This window comes from Pseudomonas sp. KH_050 (assembly GCF_057838875.1).
In genome coordinates this window covers 571,255-589,903 of sequence record NZ_CM174478.1, presented here as the reverse complement: position 1 = coordinate 589,903, position 18,649 = coordinate 571,255, and the positions used below count along the sequence as shown (strand labels likewise).

Annotated in this window: 12 protein-coding genes; 4 read left to right on the top strand and 8 right to left on the bottom strand. The window is 61.0% G+C overall.

Features of this window, described 5'->3' with window-relative positions:
- Positions 1-28 precede the first annotated feature (28 nt).
- Complete coding sequence (locus AC3IUA_RS02645) at positions 29-547, top strand: DUF3299 domain-containing protein (protein ID WP_489358981.1); 519 nt, start codon at positions 29-31, stop codon at positions 545-547.
- 184 nt (positions 548-731) lie between these two features.
- Positions 732-1,415, top strand: a complete 684-nt coding sequence (locus AC3IUA_RS02640) for an OmpW/AlkL family protein (protein ID WP_489358980.1) — start codon at positions 732-734, stop codon at positions 1,413-1,415.
- A gap of 97 nt (positions 1,416-1,512) precedes the next feature.
- On the opposite strand, the gene AC3IUA_RS02635 is transcribed toward AC3IUA_RS02640, so the two are convergent.
- Both AC3IUA_RS02635 and AC3IUA_RS02630 read right to left on the bottom strand, forming a co-directional pair.
- On the bottom strand, positions 1,513-2,442 hold the full coding sequence (locus AC3IUA_RS02635) for an NAD-dependent epimerase/dehydratase family protein (RefSeq protein ID WP_489358979.1): 930 nt from the start codon (positions 2,440-2,442) through the stop codon (positions 1,513-1,515).
- Positions 2,435-3,319, bottom strand: coding sequence for a sugar nucleotide-binding protein (locus tag AC3IUA_RS02630; RefSeq protein ID WP_489358978.1), 885 nt, complete (start codon positions 3,317-3,319; stop codon positions 2,435-2,437). Before AC3IUA_RS02630 ends, AC3IUA_RS02635 begins: the two co-directional genes overlap by 8 nt.
- Before the next feature lie 314 nt (positions 3,320-3,633).
- On the opposite strand from AC3IUA_RS02630, the gene AC3IUA_RS02625 reads away from it, so the two are divergent.
- Positions 3,634-7,956: a DEAD/DEAH box helicase gene (locus AC3IUA_RS02625; protein WP_489358977.1), complete on the top strand. Its 4,323-nt coding sequence runs from the start codon at positions 3,634-3,636 to the stop codon at positions 7,954-7,956.
- Between the two features lie 188 nt (positions 7,957-8,144).
- Here the strand turns inward: AC3IUA_RS02625 and gbcB are convergent, their stop codons facing one another.
- Positions 8,145-9,245: a glycine-betaine demethylase subunit GbcB gene (gene gbcB / locus AC3IUA_RS02620; protein ID WP_489358976.1), complete on the bottom strand. Its 1,101-nt coding sequence runs from the start codon at positions 9,243-9,245 to the stop codon at positions 8,145-8,147.
- A 441-nt stretch (positions 9,246-9,686) separates the two neighbouring features.
- On the opposite strand from gbcB, the gene gbcA reads away from it, so the two are divergent.
- Complete coding sequence (gene gbcA / locus AC3IUA_RS02615) at positions 9,687-10,979, top strand: glycine-betaine demethylase subunit GbcA (RefSeq protein ID WP_489358975.1); 1,293 nt, start codon at positions 9,687-9,689, stop codon at positions 10,977-10,979.
- Positions 10,980-11,823: 844 nt separating this feature from the next.
- Here gbcA and AC3IUA_RS02610 read toward each other — a convergent pair.
- From AC3IUA_RS02610 to dgcA, 5 genes are all read right to left on the bottom strand, one after another.
- Positions 11,824-12,390, bottom strand: coding sequence for a GNAT family N-acetyltransferase (locus AC3IUA_RS02610; protein WP_489358974.1), 567 nt, complete (start codon positions 12,388-12,390; stop codon positions 11,824-11,826).
- Between the two features lie 56 nt (positions 12,391-12,446).
- On the bottom strand, positions 12,447-13,223 hold the full coding sequence (gene etfB, locus AC3IUA_RS02605; protein WP_489358973.1) for an electron transfer flavoprotein subunit beta: 777 nt from the start codon (positions 13,221-13,223) through the stop codon (positions 12,447-12,449).
- A 16-nt stretch (positions 13,224-13,239) separates the two neighbouring features.
- Complete coding sequence (etfA, locus tag AC3IUA_RS02600) at positions 13,240-14,460, bottom strand: electron transfer flavoprotein subunit alpha (protein ID WP_489358972.1); 1,221 nt, start codon at positions 14,458-14,460, stop codon at positions 13,240-13,242.
- Complete coding sequence (gene dgcB, locus AC3IUA_RS02595; protein WP_489358971.1) at positions 14,460-16,409, bottom strand: dimethylglycine demethylation protein DgcB; 1,950 nt, start codon at positions 16,407-16,409, stop codon at positions 14,460-14,462. Before dgcB ends, etfA begins: the two co-directional genes overlap by 1 nt.
- Positions 16,410-16,559: 150 nt before the next feature.
- Entirely contained in the window at positions 16,560-18,635 is a 2,076-nt protein-coding gene (dgcA, locus tag AC3IUA_RS02590) for a dimethylglycine demethylation protein DgcA (RefSeq protein ID WP_489358970.1), read from the bottom strand.
- Positions 18,636-18,649: the final 14 nt, after the last annotated feature.

The following is an 18,649-nucleotide window of genomic DNA, read 5'->3' as shown; positions in this document are numbered from 1 at the left end:
TCGCTCTCTGTTTATGAGGAAGCACGTCATGTCCCGCGCCCTGTTTGCGCTGTTATTCCTGGTCGCCATGCCATCGTGGGCCGCCGAACCGATCGACCTGACCTGGTCGGAAATGATCCCGCCGGGTGCCGCGCCGCAAGTCCCGAACATGACGCCGCTGCACGACCTGTCGAAGCTCGGCGACGCCCTGGCCGCCGAAGCTGCACCGGTGGCCAGGCAGGACATGCCCAACGCACCGGTGGTGACAAGCCTCGATGGCAAAGAGATCAGACTGCCCGGCTATATCGTGCCGCTGGAAGTCAGCGAAGAAGGCCGCACCACGGAGTTCCTGCTGGTGCCGTATTTCGGCGCCTGCATTCACGTGCCGCCACCGCCGTCGAACCAGATCGTCCACGTAAAAAGCGAGGTTGGAGTGAAACTCGACGAGTTGTATCAGCCGTACTGGATCGAAGGTGCGTTGCAGGTCAAAGCCTCCAGCAGTGAGCTGGCGGACGCGGGGTATCAGATGGATGCCGAGAAGATTTATGTGTATGAGTTGCCGGAGTAAGACCAACAGTTGTTCGTTGTCCGCGATGACGCCAAGATCGCAGCCTGCGGCAGCTCCTACAGGGCGCGTCCGCAGGCTGCGATCTTTTTTGGCCATCACGCTTTCATTGAGCTGAGTCAAAGCCCCATCCTTGATGCTCTTTACCATTGGACACAGATAATTTGAATCGTCCTTTGGAGCCCCCATGCACAAGTCTTTGCTTAGCGCTTCCCTGTTTTCCCTCGCGCTCGCAGCCCCGCTCGCTCACGCTCACCAGACCGGTGATTTCATCGTTCGTGCCGGTGCCATTACCACTGCGCCTAACGAAGACAGCGGTGAGCTAAAGCTCGACGGTGCGAAAATATCCGGCACCAAAGCGACCCTGACCAGCGACACCCAACTAGGCCTGACATTCGCTTACATGCTCACCGACCACTTCGGTCTCGAGTTGCTGGCGGCCACCCCGTTCCAGCACGAAGTCGGCGTCAAAGGTCTTGGCCCGGCGCTGGACGGCAAGCTTGCCGACGTCAAGCAACTACCACCGACCTTGTCGTTGCAGTACTACCCGCTGGACGCTTCGTCCAGGTTCCAGCCGTATGCCGGTGTCGGTATCAACTACACCCTGTTCTTCGACGAAGAACTGACCAGCCAGCGTAAAAAAGAAGGCTTCAGTAACCTGGACCTCAATGATTCGGTGGGTATCTCCGGGCAACTGGGCTTCGACTACATGATTACCGATCACATGCTGGTCAACGCCTCGGTCTGGTACGTCGACATCGACACCGAAGCCAGCGTTGACGGCCCGACCGCCCTGGGCGTCGGCCGCACCAAAGTCGACGTGGACGTCGATCCATGGGTCTACATGGTGGGTATCGGTTACAAGTTCTGAGTCAGCCTCTTCCACAAGAGCGCCAACACTGGATCTAATTCAGGCCAGATAAAAAAGGCGCCTCACCGGGCGCCTTTTTCATGACTTCAATAAAACCTCAACGTCCCAACAACCGCGCCAGTCCGACACTCATCGGTGTCTGCTCGGGAAACTTGAAACGCTGCAGCAGCCGTTGATTATTCGCCCGCGAGTGACGGATATCACCGGAACGCGCCGGGCCATAGGTCACCGGCGGCAACTCTCCCACCACCTCGGCCAGTGCCGCGAGCATTTGCTTGAGCGTGGTCGCCTGGTTCAGCCCGACGTTGACTGCGCCCGTTTCCACCTGCGGCGCTTCGATGGCTTGCACCAGCACGTCCACCAGATCTTCGACATACACGAAATCGCGAGTCTGCTCTCCGTCACCGAACACTGTGATCGGCAGACCCTTTTGCGCCCGCTCGCTGAAAATGCTGATCACCCCGGAGTACGGCGATGACGGATCCTGGCGTGGACCGAAGATGTTGAAGAAGCGGAATACCACCGGCTCCAGCCCGTGCTGACGGCGGTAGAAGTCGAGATAGTACTCGCTCGCCAATTTGTCCACGGCATAAGGCGTCAGCGGTGCCTTGGGTGTGTCTTCGTCGATCGACTCACCCTCGCCGTTGTTGCCATAGACCGCCGCGCTCGAGGCGAACAGTACGCGTTTGACCCCGGCCTGACGCATCGCTTCGCAGACATTCAGGGTGCCAATGAAATTGCTCTGATGTGTGCGCACCGGGTCATCCACCGAAGCCTGCACCGAAGCCACGGCCGCAAGATGAGCGACCGCCTGGCAACCGAGCATGGCCCGAGCCACCAGAGCAGCGTCGGCGACATCCCCCTCGATAAGTTCAAGCCGAGGGTTGTCCAGTGCCAGGTTGCTGCGTTTGCCGGTGGACAAGTCATCGAGAATCCGCACCGAATGACCCTTGGCGAGCAAGGCGTCGACCAGGTGCGAACCAATAAAGCCGGCACCGCCGGTGATCAAAACAGGGCCGTCAGCCATGGCGATAAAACCTATCCAGTAAGCCCGGGAGTGCCGCGCGCCAGGCACGCGGCTTGATCCCGAATGTGTGCAGAATCTTCTTGCAGGCCAATACCGCGTGCTGTGGCTCTTCCGCAGCATCCGGGCGCGCGGCATGGGCTTGTGCAGTCGGCGATTCAATCGCTAAGGAGTGTAGCTGACGCGCTTCGGTCAGGATGGCCTGACCCAATGCCAGCGGCGTGGTCGCCTCATGCCCGGCGTAGTGGTAGGTGCCCCACAGCGGCGCCGCGCAATCCAGTTGCTTGAGCACCGAGATAATCACTCGCGCCGCATCATCCACCGGGGTCGGGTTACCCCGCCGGTCGTCGGCCATCAGTAATTCTTCAGGTTGTTCTGCGCGCGCCAGGAAACGCCCAAGGGTTCCGTCGGGACTGTCATCGAGCAGCCAGCCAAATCGCAGCAAGACATGTTGCGGACAGGTTGCACGCACACTCTGCTCGATCCGCCACAAGGCCTGGCCACGCAGGCCTAGCGGTACCGGTTCGTCTTTTTCGCTGTAGGCCGTGGCCCGCGAACCATCGAACACCCGGTAGCTGGAAGGCTGCAGCAGGACGATGTTGTGATGTTTGCACAGCTCGGCAAGGCGCTCGATCGCCCGTTCCTGGCCGGCCAGGCGCACCTCGGGTACCGACTCCGCCTGAAACCAGTCGAAGTAGTACGCAAGATTGATCAAGGCATCCGGCCGGGTGTCGTCGAGCAGTTGCGTCAGGCTCGCGGCATCCCAGCCGGCTTCTGGCGGACGGGGGGCGAGGAAACCGATGTCTTCCTCCGCACCGAGGCGAATCAGCGCCTGCCCAAGGGCATTTCCGCCGCCCAGTAACATAAGGCGCATTCGCATAGAGTCAGCAGGCCCAGTCTGTGTAGAACGATGGTTTTATCGCAAAGCCTTATGGGCCTTGCCGTTGATAATTACCAGAATCGTTGCATTTTGCGGGTTTCCAGCGCAACCGTCACTTATAAAGTGCTGCATAACATCCCGGCGTAGCAGCTGCCGAAGGCTGCGTTCGGCTGCGCAGCAGTCGTAATTGGACTCACTCGTTTAACCTGACAGATCACGACGGCATGTTTTACGACCGCTTCGCGGCCGAACGCAGCCTTCGGCAGCTGCTACCAGGGTTGCAACTTCTGCCCATCGGCAGCATAAATCTCTTCATGAATCTTCCCGAATCAGCGGACAACGCCCTGACGGGCTTTCACCCCGCCGTCAGCGCCTGGTTCAACGCGACTTTCCCCTCGGTCACCGCCGCCCAGGCCCGGGCGTGGCCGTTGATCCGCCAGCGTCGCTCGACCCTGGTCGCCGCGCCCACCGGCTCGGGGAAGACCCTGACTGCGTTTCTCGCAGTGCTGGATGACCTGGTCCATCGCGGCCTCGAGCACGGTGGCCAACTGCCGGACGAAACGCTGGTGGTCTATGTCTCGCCGCTCAAGGCGCTGTCCAACGACATTCAGATCAATCTGCAGAATCCGCTGGAGGGGATTACCGAGCAATTGCGGCGCATGGGTTTGCCTCAATTGCAGATCAACACCGCAGTGCGTACCGGCGACACCCCGCAAAAAGACCGCGCGGCGATGCGCAAAAGTGCCCCGCATATTCTGGTGACAACTCCGGAATCGTTGTATGTGTTGCTCGGTTCGGACTCCGGCCGACGCATGCTGGGCAGTGTGCGCACCTTGATCGTCGACGAAATTCACGCCGTCGCTGGCAGCAAGCGTGGCAGTCATCTGGCCTTGAGCCTGGAGCGTTTGCAGGCACTGTGTCGCGAACCCTTGATGCGCATCGGCCTGTCAGCCACGCAAAAACCCATCGAAGCGGTGTCGCGCTTTCTGGCAGGCCGCGACCGCCCTTGCGAGATTATCGACATTGGCCACGCCCGCTCACGGGACCTGGCCATCGAGGTGCCGCCAGTACCGTTATCGGCGGTGATGGCCAATGACATCTGGGAACGGGTGTATGACCGGCTCGCCGTGCTCGCCCGCGAACACCGGACCACACTGATTTTCGTCAACACCCGGCGTCTGGCCGAACGCCTGAGCCGACATTTGAGCGAACGCCTCGGCAAAGAAGCGGTGGCGGCCCACCATGGCAGCCTGGCCAAGGAGTTCCGCCTGGACGCCGAACAACGGCTCAAGCGCGGCGAGCTGCAAGTACTGATCGCCACCGCGTCGCTGGAGCTGGGTATCGATATCGGCGATGTCGACCTGGTCTGTCAGATCGGTTCGCCGCGGTCTATCGCTGCGTTCCTGCAACGGGTCGGTCGCTCCGGACACCAGGTCGGCGGCACCCCCAAGGGGCGGTTGTTCGCCACCACCCGCGATGACCTGATCGAATGCGCAGCCCTGCTCGACTGCGTGCGCCGCGGTGAACTCGACACCCTGTTGATCCCCACGGCACCGCTGGATGTTCTGGCCCAGCAAATCGTCGCCGAGGTTAGCTGCCAGGAATGGCAAGAGCAGCCATTGCTGGAGATGATCCGCCGCGCCTGGCCCTATGTCGGGTTCGATGAAGAGCACTATCAGGCCATATTGCGGATGCTCGCCGAGGGCTACAACGGTCGGCAGGGCATCCGCAGCGCCTACCTGCATCGCGATGCGCTGACCCGCACCCTGCGCGGTCGGCGCGGCAGCAAACTGACGGCCGTGACCAGCGGCGGAACCATCCCGGACAATGCTGACTACAGCGTACTGCTGGAACCCCAGAGTCTGAACATCGGCAGCGTCAACGAGGACTTTGCCGTTGAAAGCATCGCCGGCGACATCTTCCAGCTGGGCAATACCTCGTACCGGATCCTGCGGGTCGAAACCGGCAAGGTTCGGGTCGAAGACGCCCAGGGACAACCGCCGACCATTCCCTTCTGGCTCGGCGAAGCGCCAGGGCGCAGTGCGCAACTGTCGTTCGCCGTGGCGCGCTTGCAAGCCCGCCTCGATGAATTGCTCGGCGCGACGCCCGGCGAGCTACAAAACAGCCTCGACTGGTTGACCGACAGCCTCGGCCTGGATTTCGCCAGTGCCGAGCAGCTGGTGGAATACCTGGCTCGCGCACGTTTGGCCCTGGGCGCCTTGCCGTCCCGAGACACGCTGATCATGGAGCGGTTTTTCGATGAGTCCGGCGGTACCCAGCTGATCATCCACAGCCCGTACGGTAGCCGGATCAATCGCGCCTGGGGCCTGGCGCTGCGCAAGCGTTTTTGCCGCACCTTCAACTTCGAGTTGCAGGCTGCCGCCAGCGAGGACGCCATCGTGTTGTCGCTGTCCAGCAGTCACAGCTTCGAGCTGGATGAAGTCTGGCGCTACCTCAACAGCAACAGCGCCGAGCACATTCTGATTCAGGCCGTGCTGGAGGCGCCGTTATTCGGCGTGCGCTGGCGCTGGAATGCCGGCGTTGCACTGGCCCTGCCACGGTATAGCGGCGGCCGCAAAGTCCCGCCGCAGATCCAGCGGATGAAAAGTGAAGACTTGATCGCCAGCGTGTTTCCCGATCAGATTGCCTGCCTGGAAAACCTCGCCGGGGAACGGGAAATCCCCGAGCATCCGCTGGTGGAACAAACCCTTGATGACTGCCTGCACGAGGCCATGGACAGCGAGGGCTGGCTCGCCTTGCTGCGACGGATCGAGAACGGCGAAATCCGCCTGATCAGCCGCGAGCTGCCGGCTCCCTCGCCCCTGGCCGCAGAGATTCTGAGCGCGCGGCCCTACACCTTTCTCGATGACGCACCGCTGGAGGAGCGGCGCACCCAGGCCGTGCTCAACCGCCGCTGGAGCGACCCGCAATCGACCGATGACCTTGGTGCGCTGGATACCGAGGCGATTCAAGCGGTGCGTGACGAAGCCTGGCCGGGGCCCACCGGTGTCGATGAAATGCACGAAGCCTTGATGAGTCTGGCGTGTATCACTGATGCCGAAGCACAGGCCAATGAGCCATGGCTGACCTGGCTGCAGGCCTTGGCCGAGACTGGCCGCGCCGGTCGTTTGCAGATCAATGCCGGGCAGCCGTTGTGGCTGGCGCTGGAGCGTCTGACGCTGCTGCGAGCGCTCTATCCCGAGGCCCCGTTGCAACCTGAGTTGCAAGCCCTGCCCGGCTTCGATGAGGCCTGGGATGGCGATGAGGCACTGGTGGAAGTGCTCCGTGCCCGACTCAGCGGATTCGGGCCGCTGCCATTAAACGAGATCGCCAAACCACTGGCATTGCCGCCAGCCCGCATCACTCAGGCCCTGGCGCAACTGGAAGCTGAAGGATACGTGCTGCGCGGCCACTTCAGCCCCGGTGCAACTCAGGAACAATGGTGCGAGCGACATTTGCTCGCGCGCATTCATCGCTACACGGTCAGACGCCTGCGCAGGGAAATCGAACCGGTGGCGTTGCAGGACTTCATGCGCTTTCTATTCGACTGGCAGCATGTGTCCACAGCTACCCAAGGCCAGGGCAATGCCGTTTTGCCAGAAATCGTCAGCCAGTTCGAAGGCTATCCGGCCGCGGCGGCGGCCTGGGACAGCGACATCCTGCCGGCCCGCCTCAAAGGCTATAGCGCCAGCTGGCTGGATGACCTATGCCGTAGCGGAAAACTGGTCTGGAGCCGTTTGACCGCGCACAACAAGCCGGCGAGTGCGGCGCTGCGCAGTACTCCAATCGTGTTGCTGCCGCGCAGCCAGGTAGCGCTCTGGAGTAGTTTGACCGAGCAGACCGACAGCAGCGAGTTGTCGCCAAAAACCCAAAAAGTCCACTTGGCCCTGAGCCAACATGGCGCGTTGTTTTTCGACGAACTGCTGCACGAAGCCCATCTGCTGCGTAGCGAACTGGAAAGCGCATTGCAGGAACTGGTGGGCGCCGGGCTGGTGAATGCCGACAGCTTCGCCGGGCTGCGCGCGCTGATTACCCCGGCCAGCAAACGTCAGGCCCGCAGCGGTCGGCGTGGACGCGGGGCGTTTATCGGCGGCATGGACGATGCCGGGCGCTGGGCACTGTTGCGCCGTCCGGCGCCCACTGCAGTGAGCGAAGTCACTCGTCCCGGGCAAACGCCCGCGGCGACCCTGGAGCATGTTGCAATGACCTTGCTGCGGCGTTATGGCGTGGTGTTCTGGCGCCTGCTGGAGCGCGAGGCCGACTGGCTGCCCAGCTGGCGCGAGCTGCTGCGCACCTTCCACCGGCTGGAGGCCAGAGGCGAGATTCGCGGTGGACGTTTTGTCAGTGGCCTGGCGGGCGAGCAGTTCGCGTTGCCAGAGGCGATTCCGCTATTGCGCGAAGTGCGTCGGCGGCCCCATGACGGGAGCCTGATCGGAGTCTGCGGTGTCGATCCGCTGAACCTCGCCGGCACGCTGCTGCCGGGTAACAAAGTTCCGGCGCTGGCCAGCAATCGACTGGTGTATCGCGACGGCCTGCCCGCCGCCGCGGAAATCGCCGGCAAGCAGTACTACTGGCTGGAACTGGATCAGCAGGCTAGCGCCGAGCTGCGCAACAAACTGATCCAGCATCGCACCTGAGAACAACATCGAGCCTTGTGGGCTTGCGCTAACGGTCCGTAGCAGCTGCCGAAGGCTGCGTTCGGCTGCGAAGCAGTCGCAATCCTGTTTGCACGGTTTGTCTGGAACACCGTAGTGGCTGATTTTACGACCGCTTCGCGGCCAAACGCAGCCTTCGGCAGCTGCTACGGGGGACAGTGCTGAGCCTGTCAGAACTCAATTCGTACATCACCCTTCGGCACGCTGCAGCACGAGAGAATGAAACCTTCGGCCTCGTCTTCTTCGGTAATTCCGCCGTTGTGTTCCATCTCGACTTCCCCGCCGAGTTTCATCACCTTGCAGGTGCCGCAGATGCCCATGCCGCAGGCTTTGGGAATCAGCAGGCCGAGCTTGGCCGCGGCGGCGTGGACGGTTTCGCCCGGTGCGACGCGAATGCTTTTGCCGGAGGCGGTGAATTCCACCTGGTGCAGGTCGGCGACGTCAATTTCCGGGGCTTCGGCCGCTTGTTCGGCTTGTTCCACGGCATCGGCACGCGCTTCCGGCGGAGTCGCACCGAAGGATTCTTCGTGGTAACGCGACATGTCGAAGCCTTGGGCTTCCAGCATGCGTTTGACCGCGTTCATATACGGCGTCGGGCCGCAGCAGAACACTTCGCGCTCAAGGAAGTCCGGCGCCATCAGTTCAAGCATCTTGTGATTCAGGTAACCGCGATAACCGGCCCAAGGCTCGCCCAGACCATGTTTCTCGCAGATCAGGTGCAAGCTGAAGTTGTCGATCCGCGACGCCATGTGTTCCAGCTCGCGGTGATAGATGATGTCTTTCGGTGAGCGGGCGCTGTGAATGAACACCATGTCGACATTGCCGTTGGTGTCATAGAACCAGCGGGCCATGGACATTACCGGAGTGATGCCGACGCCGCCGCTGAGGTAGAGCACTTTCGGCGCGGTGAAGTCCATGGCGTTGAACAGCCCGACCGGACCGTGCACCGCCAGTTCCTGGCCTTCATGCAAGGTGTCGTGCAACCAGTTCGACACCTTGCCGCCGGGCACGCGTTTGATGGTCACGGAAAAACTGTAAGGCACCGAAGGCGAGCTGGAAATGGTATAGGAGCGCATGATCGGCACTCCGTCGATTTCCAGCTCCAGGGTGACGAACTGCCCGGGCTTGAAGAAGAACAGGATCGGCTGGTCGGCCATGAAACAAAAGGTGCGCACGTCCCAGGTTTCCTGGATGACTTTGACGCAACGGACGATGTGCCGACCATTGGCCCAGGTCTGGGTTGTTACCGGGTTCAGGAAGCTGTTGGACATGCGGGTCTCCACGGCCGACTGTCGGCCTCATGTTGGCGATTCTGCTCAAGGTGAAGATCGACCACTTACCTATCTGCGACATTCACATACTTATCGCGACCAGCCCCCAACCACCGGGGCTTGCGCGTCGGGAACAGATTGGGCCATGTCGCCCATAGATAAGGTTCGGGATGCGCGCGACCGCACACTCGCTTCAACAGATAACAGCTATTTTAATAGCCTTGCGTAGCACCATGGCCTGTACGGCAGGTTTGGCTGGATCAAGTTCGGATGCATGGAGTTCTTAGCCAAGGCGACGCGACGAGTCATAGCCCGCTATGGCGAGGAGCGGCAACGCAGGATCAGGACTTCAGGCGCCGAACTCGACCAGCAAAACCCGCCACACAGGCCACAGTTAGCCACTTTCGCCGGCCACACAGAATGGCCATGAGGACTTAAACGATGGACGTCACCGCAACCCTGAGCTTGGGCGATCCGCTGGAACCCGCACGCAAGGCCACCGCAGAGATGCTGCAAAGCCGCGAGCGGACTTTTTCTCTGCCGCAGCCGTTTTACTCTGATGAACGGCTGTTCGATATCGATATGCAGGAAATCTTCCAGAAAGAGTGGTTGATCGCCGGCATGACCTGCGAAATCCCGACCAAGGGCAACTTCCTGACCCTGCAAATCGGCAAGAACCCGATCATCGTCATTCGTGGCGCTGAAGGTCAGGTGCATGCGTTCCACAACGTTTGCCGCCACCGCGGTTCACGGCTATGCACCAGTGAAAAAGGCAAGGTCGCCAAGCTGGTTTGCCATTACCACCAATGGACCTACGAACTGGACGGTCGGCTGCTGTTTGCCGGCACCGAGATGGGCGCCGACTTCGACATGAAGCAGTACGGCCTCAAGCCGGTGAATGTGAAGACCGCTGGTGGTTACATCTTTATCAGCCTGGCGGAGAATCCACCGGCCATTGATGACTTCCTGTCGACGCTGAACCATTACATGGAACCGTACGACATGGAGAACACCAAGGTGGCGATTCAGACCACCTTGTTCGAAAAAGCCAACTGGAAGCTGGTGCTGGAAAACAACCGCGAGTGCTACCACTGCAACGCCTCGCACCCGGAACTGCTGAAAACCCTGTTGGAATGGGATGACGTCACCGACCCGCGCGCCGACCAGGCGTTCAAGGACCACGTGGCCGCCTCCGCCGCTTCCTGGGAAGCCGAGAAGATCCCTTACGCGCATGCCAGCTTCGGTCTGCGTAACCGTATTGTGCGCATGCCGCTGCTCAAGGGTGCCGTGTCGATGACCATCGATGGCAAGCAAGGCTGCAAAAAACTCATGGGCCGGATCCAGAACCCGGACCTGGGCTCGATGCGCATCCTGCACCTGCCGCACTCCTGGAACCACTGCATGGGCGATCACATCATCGTCTTCACCGTGTGGCCGATCAGCGCCCAGGAAACCATGGTCACCACCAAATGGATCGTCCACAAGGACGCGGTCGAAGGTGTGGATTACGACGTCGAGCGCATGCGCCAGGTCTGGGATGCGACCAACGACCAGGACCGTCGTCTGGCCGAAGAGAACCAGCGCGGGATCAACTCCACTGCCTATCAGCCGGGCCCGTACTCCAAGACCTATGAGTTCGGCGTGGTTAACTTTGTGGACTGGTACAGCGAGCGTCTGCTGAACAACCTGGGCGCCGAAGCTCCGGCCTACCTCAAGGGCGTCGCGGCGCAGTAAAAACTTCGCGGGCAAGTCGGATCGCCGCACCGCCGATTCGACTTGCCCGCGAAAGCGTCCTGACCATCACCACCTATCCAAGGCTGTAAACCCGCTCCATTCGACGTCCACCTTATCCCCTCTCCAATAAACTCCTCGATGATGTTTTCCACAGCCGCCGCACTTCGAGAAAATCCTTATAACTGTACGAAATATGATCTATAGCTGCCGAGCCTATACACAGCACAGGTCCTGGCGCTTCGCCAACAAGTTATCCACAAAGCCACCCACAGCTAATGTGGGCAAGTCGGAATTTCTCGACAACTTTCTCCACACAAACCCAAAAAAATCCGTGACTTATCCAGAAGCCCGGTTTTCATCAAAGGCTGGCTATTTTTTAATCATATCGCGCAAAGCCACGCAGAGCCTGGCCTGTAGCTGATGGCAAACACCTTATCCACAGAAGCGCCAACAGACTTTGGGGGCAACTTACGAGCAAAGCCACTCTTCTGTGGAAAACCGCTTAAAACCGGGAAATAGAGGGCTTTCAGCGTTGTTTAGCCTGCCAAAAACTGCAATTGATCACTTTATGATCAAAAGCTTGTAAGCATTGATTCACAAGGCCTGTAGCCGAGAGCAAACATCTTATCCACAGAAGCGCCAACAGACTTTGGGGGCAACTATTCACCGGGAGGGAGCTTGGGGATTTCTTTATCCACAGAAAAAAGCTCAGGAAAACCAGAAGTCAGGCTGGTTGATTTTCGTACAGAGGGCTGTAAGCGTTGAATTGCATGGCGTGCAGCGAGGCGCAAACATCTTATCCACAGAAGCGCTAACAGGGATTGTGGGTAAAGTGGTCGCCGAGCTATGGCCACTGCATCAAATAGGCTTCGCCCGTCACCCGGATCATCGGATGTGGAGTGACCTGACAGGTGTCGACGATGCGGAACCCATGCCGCTGATAAAAACGACAGGCTCCGGTATTGGCCGCATAGTCAATCAAACTTAAACCGACGAGCTTGAGATCACTGGAACGCTTGCGGGCATATTCGAGGAATTGAGCGCCGAGGCCCTGGTTTCGCCAGCCTTCATGAAGCGCCAGGCTCGAAATATAGAGTGTGTCGGGTATTTCCAGGTCGGCATAAGGCGCCAGGACCGGGTCGGTGACGGGAGCGGCTTGAGGATCGTGACGCATCACGTAGCTGTGCATCATGCCAACAACGCGCCCCTCTGCCTCGGCGATGAGGCAGTTCTGATAGGAAAAATCCACATCTTCCCGAGCATATCGACTGGCGCCTACATCCAGTAAATCCTGCCCGGGTCGCGAGAGCTGGCTCCAGATGTAATCTGCAGCGCCCTCTGAGGAAATCTGGAACAAACGAGCAATCTCACGCGCGTCTGAGCGCTGAGCCGAACGAAATTCAACCGTCATTACCCCAATCCCCACACGTCAAATAACGTCCTGCCCGAATGCCTGACCGTCGCAGCTCAACCCTGACGAACCACGCCCTCTTCAATCAACAATTTGAGGATTGCCTCGGCGCCTTCCTGGGCACTCACGCCCTTGAGCACCTGCCCACCACCACCGCTGGCCTTGGCGGTGGCCGCTTTCATCCGATCGGCGCCGCTCTTGGCCTTGATCACTTTCAGGCGTTTTGGCCGCGGTTTGGCCGGCTGCAGCGTTGCGACGGCGAGCAACTCATCGTCGACGACTTCCACTTCATCGGCCTGCAATACCCCGCGTCGTGCCGGGCCATAGGCGCTCTGCCGAGGCTTGGGCGCGGCGTTATCCACAGTGGCGAGGAACGGCAGACGGACTTTCAAGCGTCGACGCTGACCACGCGGCAAGGCTTGCAGCACCAGGGCCACGCCGCTGTCGATGGACTCGACCTGGGCTAGGCCCACCACCAGCGGCCAACCCAGATTCTCGGCCAACAGGAATGGCAGCATGCCCGAACCTTCACCGGTTTCTGCCTGGCTGCCGGTGAGCACCACTTGAACCCCGGCACCGCGCAAATACTCGGTCAATGCTGGCAGCGCATCGGCACCGGGTGGTTGTTCCAGCACATGCAGCCGGTCCAGGCCCATGCCCAGATAGGCACGCAGCGCCGGTTCGGCGATATCGCCGGCGTGCAGCACCTGCAGCTTGTCTCCCGCCAATTGCAGACCCAGCTCAACCGCCCGGGCATCCTGTTCGGCACGCCGAGGGCGGCCTGAGGTCGGGTGGGCGCCGATGGACACCAGACTGATCACATTGGTACTCATAAGCTAAGTCCTTCCCTTAAGCCGCATCGCGCTTGGCTTCGTTGCGGTAAGCCTCTACCGCCGCGATCAAGGCTTGAAGAATTTCTGCACTCTCGCCGATCACCGACAGATCGGCGCGTTTGATCATGTCGCAACCCGGATCGAGGTTGATCGCCACCACCTTGTCGCAGGCACCAATGCCTTGCAGGTGCTGGATCGCCCCGGAGATCCCCACGGCAACATAGACCCGCGCCGTGACCCAGGTGCCGCTGGCCCCGACCTGACGGTCGCGGGCCATGAAACCATCGTCCACCGCCACCCGCGAAGCGCCTTCGGTAGCGCCAAGGGCCGCTGCAGTCTTATGGAACAACGACCAGTCCTTGACCCCATTGCCGCCGGAGAAAATGAACTCGGCTTCGGCCATCGGAATCGCCGCCGGATCGACCGCCACCGCGCCGAGGTCTTCGATGCGCGACAAACTGCGCGCAGCCGCTGTGGATAACTCTACCGGCAGGGCCTCGTGGCGGGTTTCGCTGACCGGTTCGGCACACTCGGCAGCTGCCAGAATCAAGCGTGCGACTGGCCGTGCCAGATCCTGCAGGCCGGCACCGGCGCGGCCGATACATTCCTCGCCCTTGACCTGCCAGACCCTTGTCGCCGGGCGTTCGCCCAGGGCAGCAGCAAAGCGCCGGCCCAACTCGCCACCACCGCTGCGGCTGTCCGGCAGCAACCAGTGCCGCGGATTGAACTGGTTATCCACAGACCGCAGTCCCTGGACCCGTTGTTCCGGTGCATAACCACTGAACTCATCGCCTTCGAGTACCAGCAAGCGGTCGACGCCCGCCGTGGCAAAAGCGTTTTCTTTGTGCTCGCCAAAGACCACGGCCAGCACTGCACCGTCCTTGCCGGCCAATTGATGGGCCAGGCCCAGCAGGTCGCGGTCGTGGCTGCTCAAGCGACCACCGACCATGTCCGGAACGACGCTGATGTAGAACGCCGGTTGCACCACTTGATGCAGTGGCAATTGCACTTCAACCGTGGCCGAACGCTTGGCCGCCCCACCCTGCTGGGCACCGCTGCGGTCAATGCGCTTGATTCCGTTGGGACCGATAAAACCGATGCCGTGGGGGTTTTTGCGAATGATGCCGTTAGGCCCCATCCAGCTGTGTTGCACCGGCTGCATGGCCGCGTGCAGCGGGTGCAGGCGGTTGCGGGCGATCCATTCAGCGTGAGGGTCGCGGCGGATAATATCGCTCATCAATGCACCTCCGCAGGTTCACGTTTGGCCGGTGCCGATGGCTTTCCCGGCGCGGCGTCCTCGAGCAACGCATCGGCTACCAGTTCGGCAATGTCCTTGATCAGCGGCCGGGGCTCGACCACGCCTTCGAGCATCGCGGTGCACTGTGGGCAACCCACGGCCACCAGCTCGGCGCCGGTTTCGCGAATATCTTCCATGCGCATGTCGGGGATCCGCTGCTTGCCGGGAATGTCGGTAATCGGCGCACCGCCGCCGCCGCCGCAGCAGCGCGAGCGGAAACCGGAGCGTTGCATTTCCTTGATCTCGATCCCCAACGCCCGCAGCACTTCACGCGGCGCCTCGTATTCGCCGTTATAGCGGCCCAGGTAGCAAGGATCGTGATAGGTCACGCTGCTGCCTTTGTGCTGGCCGAGGTTGAGCGCGCCGGCACCGATGATTTCTGCCATGTAGGTGCTGTGGTGCTGCACCACATAGTTACCGTCGAAGGCGCCGTATTCGTTTTTCAGCACATGAAAACTGTGGGGGTCGCAGGTGACGATGCGCTTGAAGCTGTACTTGGCCAGGGTCTGAATATTGCGTTTGGCCAGGGTCTGGAAGGTCGCTTCATCGCCCAGGCGTCGTGCCACGTCGCCGCTGTCGCGTTCTTCGAGCCCCAGCACCGCGAAGTCGACCTTGGCCGCTTTCAGCACTTTGACGAAGGCGCGCAGGGTGCGCTGGTTGCGCATGTCGAACGCACCGTCGCCGACCCAGAACAGCACGTCGGTGGTTTTCTTCTCGCTGAGCAGGCTCAGGTTCAGATCCGCCGCCCAGTTCATCCGACCGCCCGGGGCGAAACCGCCGGGGTTGTCGGTGGCAATCAGGTTTTCCAGGACTTCGGCGCCCTTGTTCGGGGTCGCGCCTTTTTCCAGGGTCAGGTGACGACGCATGTCGACGATCGCATCGACGTGCTCGATCATCATCGGGCACTCCTCGACGCAGGCGCGGCAGGTGGTGCAGGACCACAGGGTTTCAGCGTCCACCAGACCGTTGACGATCGGTTGATGCGGGTTGCCCGCGTGTTCACCAATTGCCTTGCCGGGATAAGGGCTGCCCGCAAACTTGGCATCGGTGCCACCGGCCAGGCCGACGACCATGTCCTGAATCAGTTTTTTCGGGTTCAGCGGTTGGCCGGCGGCGAACGCCGGGCATGCGGCTTCGCATTTACCGCACTGCACGCAGGCGTCGAAGCCGAGCAGTTGGTTCCAGGTGAAATCCTTGGGTTTCTCTACGCCCAGCGGTGCGTTTGGATCGTTCAGGTCCAGCGGTTTCAACCCGGTGGAGCGACCACCGCCAAAGCGCTCGGCGCGGCGGTGCCAGGCCAGGTGCAGGGCACCGGCGAAGGCGTGCTTCATCGGCCCGCCCCAGGTCATGCCGAAAAACATTTCCGACACGCCCCACAGCACTCCCAGACTTAGTACGCAGGCAAGCAACCAGCCACCGAAGTCGGCAGGGAGAATGCCGGCCACCGGCAAGGTCACCAGGAAGAAGCTGACGGAAAACGCCATCAGGCTTTTCGGCAGACGCATCCAGGGGCCTTTCGACAAGCGCGCTGGCGGGTTGCGCCGACGCAGGGCAACGAAGACCGCGCCAACGAACATCAGCACCGAGGCGAACAGCAAGGCATAGCCGAGGATGCGGTTATGCAGGCCGAAGCCGTGCACCAGAATCGCCAGCAGCGCAGCCAGCACAAAGCCGCCGGCGGTGGCGACGTGGGTATTGGCGATGTATTTGTCCCGTGCCACGACATGGTGCAAATCGACCATGTAGCGCTTGGGCATGGCGAACAGGCCACCGATCAGGTCGACCTTGGAAGCCCGGCCCTGGCGCCACATAGCCACCCGCCGCAACGCGCCCAGGACAGCCAGGCCCAGGGCAGCGAACAACAGGATTGGAAGAAGGGTGTTTAACATGGTGAAGCTCCCACCAGTACATCTCGGAAAAACGCGGTCGGCGCGTAGGAGCTGCCGAAGGCTGCGATCTTTTGATCTTCATGAGGCGCGATAAATCAACATCAAAAGATCGCAGCCTTCGGCAGCTCCTACGCAGGGGGTTCGCCTGGCTTAGAAATCCTTGCACAGCCGCAGCGCGTCGTAGATCGCCGCGTGGGTGTTGCGCTGGGCCACGCAGTCGCCGATGCGGAACAGCAAATAGCCGTCACCCGCCGCCCTTTCATCAAGAGCCCTCAGTGAAGGCTGCGGCTGAATCGCGAACAGGGCTTCGATGTCCATCTGGCCTTTGTTGCGCGAACCTTCCTTCAGCGCGTAGTAGATTTCTTCGTCAGGACGCACGCCGTTTTCCACCACCACCTGGTCGACCACCCGCTCCTCTTTGGCGCCGGTGTATTCGTTTTCCAGCACCGCAATCAGCTTGTCGCCTTCGCGGTAGACCTTTTCCAGCATCATATCGCCGGTCATGATCACTTCTTTGGGGTACATGCTGCGGTAGTAAGTCGGGAACGACGTTCCGCCGATGGCCACGCCCGGCTTGATGTCGTCGGTGACGATCTCGACCTGGCTGCCTTTGTCGGCCAGGAAGTCGGCGACCGACATTCCGGTGAATTCACAAATGGTGTCGTAGACCAGCACGTTCTTGCCCGGCGCGACTTTGCCGTCGAGCACGTCCCAGCTGCTGACCACCAGGCCTTCAGCGGCGCCCCAATGTTCGTTCTGCTCAAGGAATGGATGACCGCCGACAGCGAGCACCACCACATCCGGACGCAGGTCGAGAATGGTCGCGGCATCGGCGGCGGTGCCCAGGCGCACGTCGACTTTCAGGCGAGCCAGCTCCAGCTGGAACCAGCGGGTAATACCGGCGATCTGATCCCGCTGCGGGGCTTTCGACGCGGTGGTGATTTGCCCGCCAAGGGTGTCTTTCTTCTCGAACAGGGTCACGTCGTGGCCACGCTCGGCAGATACCCGTGCGGCTTCCAGGCCGGCAGGACCGGCACCGACCACTACCACCTTGCGTTTCACACCGGTCGATTTCTCGATGATGTGCGGTACGCCCATGTATTCACGGGAGGTCGCGGCGTTCTGGATGCACAGTACGTCCAGGCCCTGGTACTGACGGTCGATGCAATAGTTGGCACCCACGCATTGTTTGATCTGGTCGACCTGGCCCATCTTGATCTTGGCAATCAGGTGCGGGTCGGCGATGTGGGCGCGGGTCATGCCGACCATGTCGACGTAGCCGCCTTCCAGAATCCGCGTGGCCTGGTTCGGGTCCTTGATGTTCTGCGCGTGCAGCACCGGGGCCTTGACCACTTCTTTGATGCCGGCGGCCAAATGCAGGAACGGCTCCGGTGGATAACTCATGTTGGGGATAACGTTGGCCAGGGTGTTGTGAGTGTCACACCCCGAACCGACCACACCGATGAAGTCGATCATGCCGGTGTCATCGTAGTACTTGGCGATCTGCTTCATGTCCTCATGGCTCAGGCCATCGGGATGGAACTCGTCGCCGCACAGACGGATACCGACGCAGAAGTCCGGACCGACCTCCTTGCGCACCGCCTTGATCACTTCCAGACCGAAACGCATGCGGTTCTCGAAGCTGCCGCCCCATTCGTCAGTACGCTTGTTGACTCGCGGGCTCCAGAACTGGTCGATCATGTGCTGGTGCACCGCCGACAACTCAATGCCATCCAGGCCACCGGCCTTGGCCCGCCCGGCAGCGGTGGCGTAGTTGCCGATCACCCGCCAGATTTCTTCCGGCTCGATGGTTTTGCAGGTCGCACGGTGCACCGGTTCACGAATGCCCGACGGCGACAGCAGGGTTGGCCAATGCTCGCCATCCCAGCGCGAACGACGACCCATGTGGGTAATCTGAATCATGATCTTGGCGCCATGCTTGTGCATGGCATCGGCCAGATTCTGGAAGTGCGGAATGATCCGGTCGTCGGCCAGGTTGACCGATTTCCACCAGCCTTGCGGGCTGTCGATGGCCACACTGGAAGAACCGCCGCAAATCGCCAGGCCGATCCCGCCCTTGGCTTTCTCTTCGTAGTACTTCACATACCGATCGGTGGTCATCCCGCCGTCGGTGGCGTAGACCTCGGCGTGCGCGGTGCTGAGCACGCGGTTGCGGATGGTCAGTTTGCCGATCTGGATCGGTTGAAACATTGCTTCGAAAGCCATGGCGGGTTCCTCGA

Bases quoted from the DNA above. Each gene is read 5' to 3' on its own strand.
- AC3IUA_RS02645 (WP_489358981.1), top strand. From the start codon at position 29: ATGTCCCGCGCCCTGTTTGCGCTGTTATTCCTGGTCGCCATGCCATCG.
- AC3IUA_RS02640 (WP_489358980.1), top strand. From the start codon at position 732: ATGCACAAGTCTTTGCTTAGCGCTTCCCTGTTTTCCCTCGCGCTCGCA.
- AC3IUA_RS02635 (WP_489358979.1), bottom strand. From the start codon at position 2,442: ATGGCTGACGGCCCTGTTTTGATCACCGGCGGTGCCGGCTTTATTGGT.
- AC3IUA_RS02630 (WP_489358978.1), bottom strand. From the start codon at position 3,319: ATGCGAATGCGCCTTATGTTACTGGGCGGCGGAAATGCCCTTGGGCAG.
- AC3IUA_RS02625 (WP_489358977.1), top strand. From the start codon at position 3,634: ATGAATCTTCCCGAATCAGCGGACAACGCCCTGACGGGCTTTCACCCC.
- gbcB (WP_489358976.1), bottom strand. From the start codon at position 9,245: ATGTCCAACAGCTTCCTGAACCCGGTAACAACCCAGACCTGGGCCAAT.
- gbcA (WP_489358975.1), top strand. From the start codon at position 9,687: ATGGACGTCACCGCAACCCTGAGCTTGGGCGATCCGCTGGAACCCGCA.
- AC3IUA_RS02610 (WP_489358974.1), bottom strand. From the start codon at position 12,390: ATGACGGTTGAATTTCGTTCGGCTCAGCGCTCAGACGCGCGTGAGATT.
- etfB (WP_489358973.1), bottom strand. From the start codon at position 13,223: ATGAGTACCAATGTGATCAGTCTGGTGTCCATCGGCGCCCACCCGACC.
- etfA (WP_489358972.1), bottom strand. From the start codon at position 14,460: ATGAGCGATATTATCCGCCGCGACCCTCACGCTGAATGGATCGCCCGC.
- dgcB (WP_489358971.1), bottom strand. From the start codon at position 16,409: ATGTTAAACACCCTTCTTCCAATCCTGTTGTTCGCTGCCCTGGGCCTG.
- dgcA (WP_489358970.1), bottom strand. From the start codon at position 18,635: ATGGCTTTCGAAGCAATGTTTCAACCGATCCAGATCGGCAAACTGACC.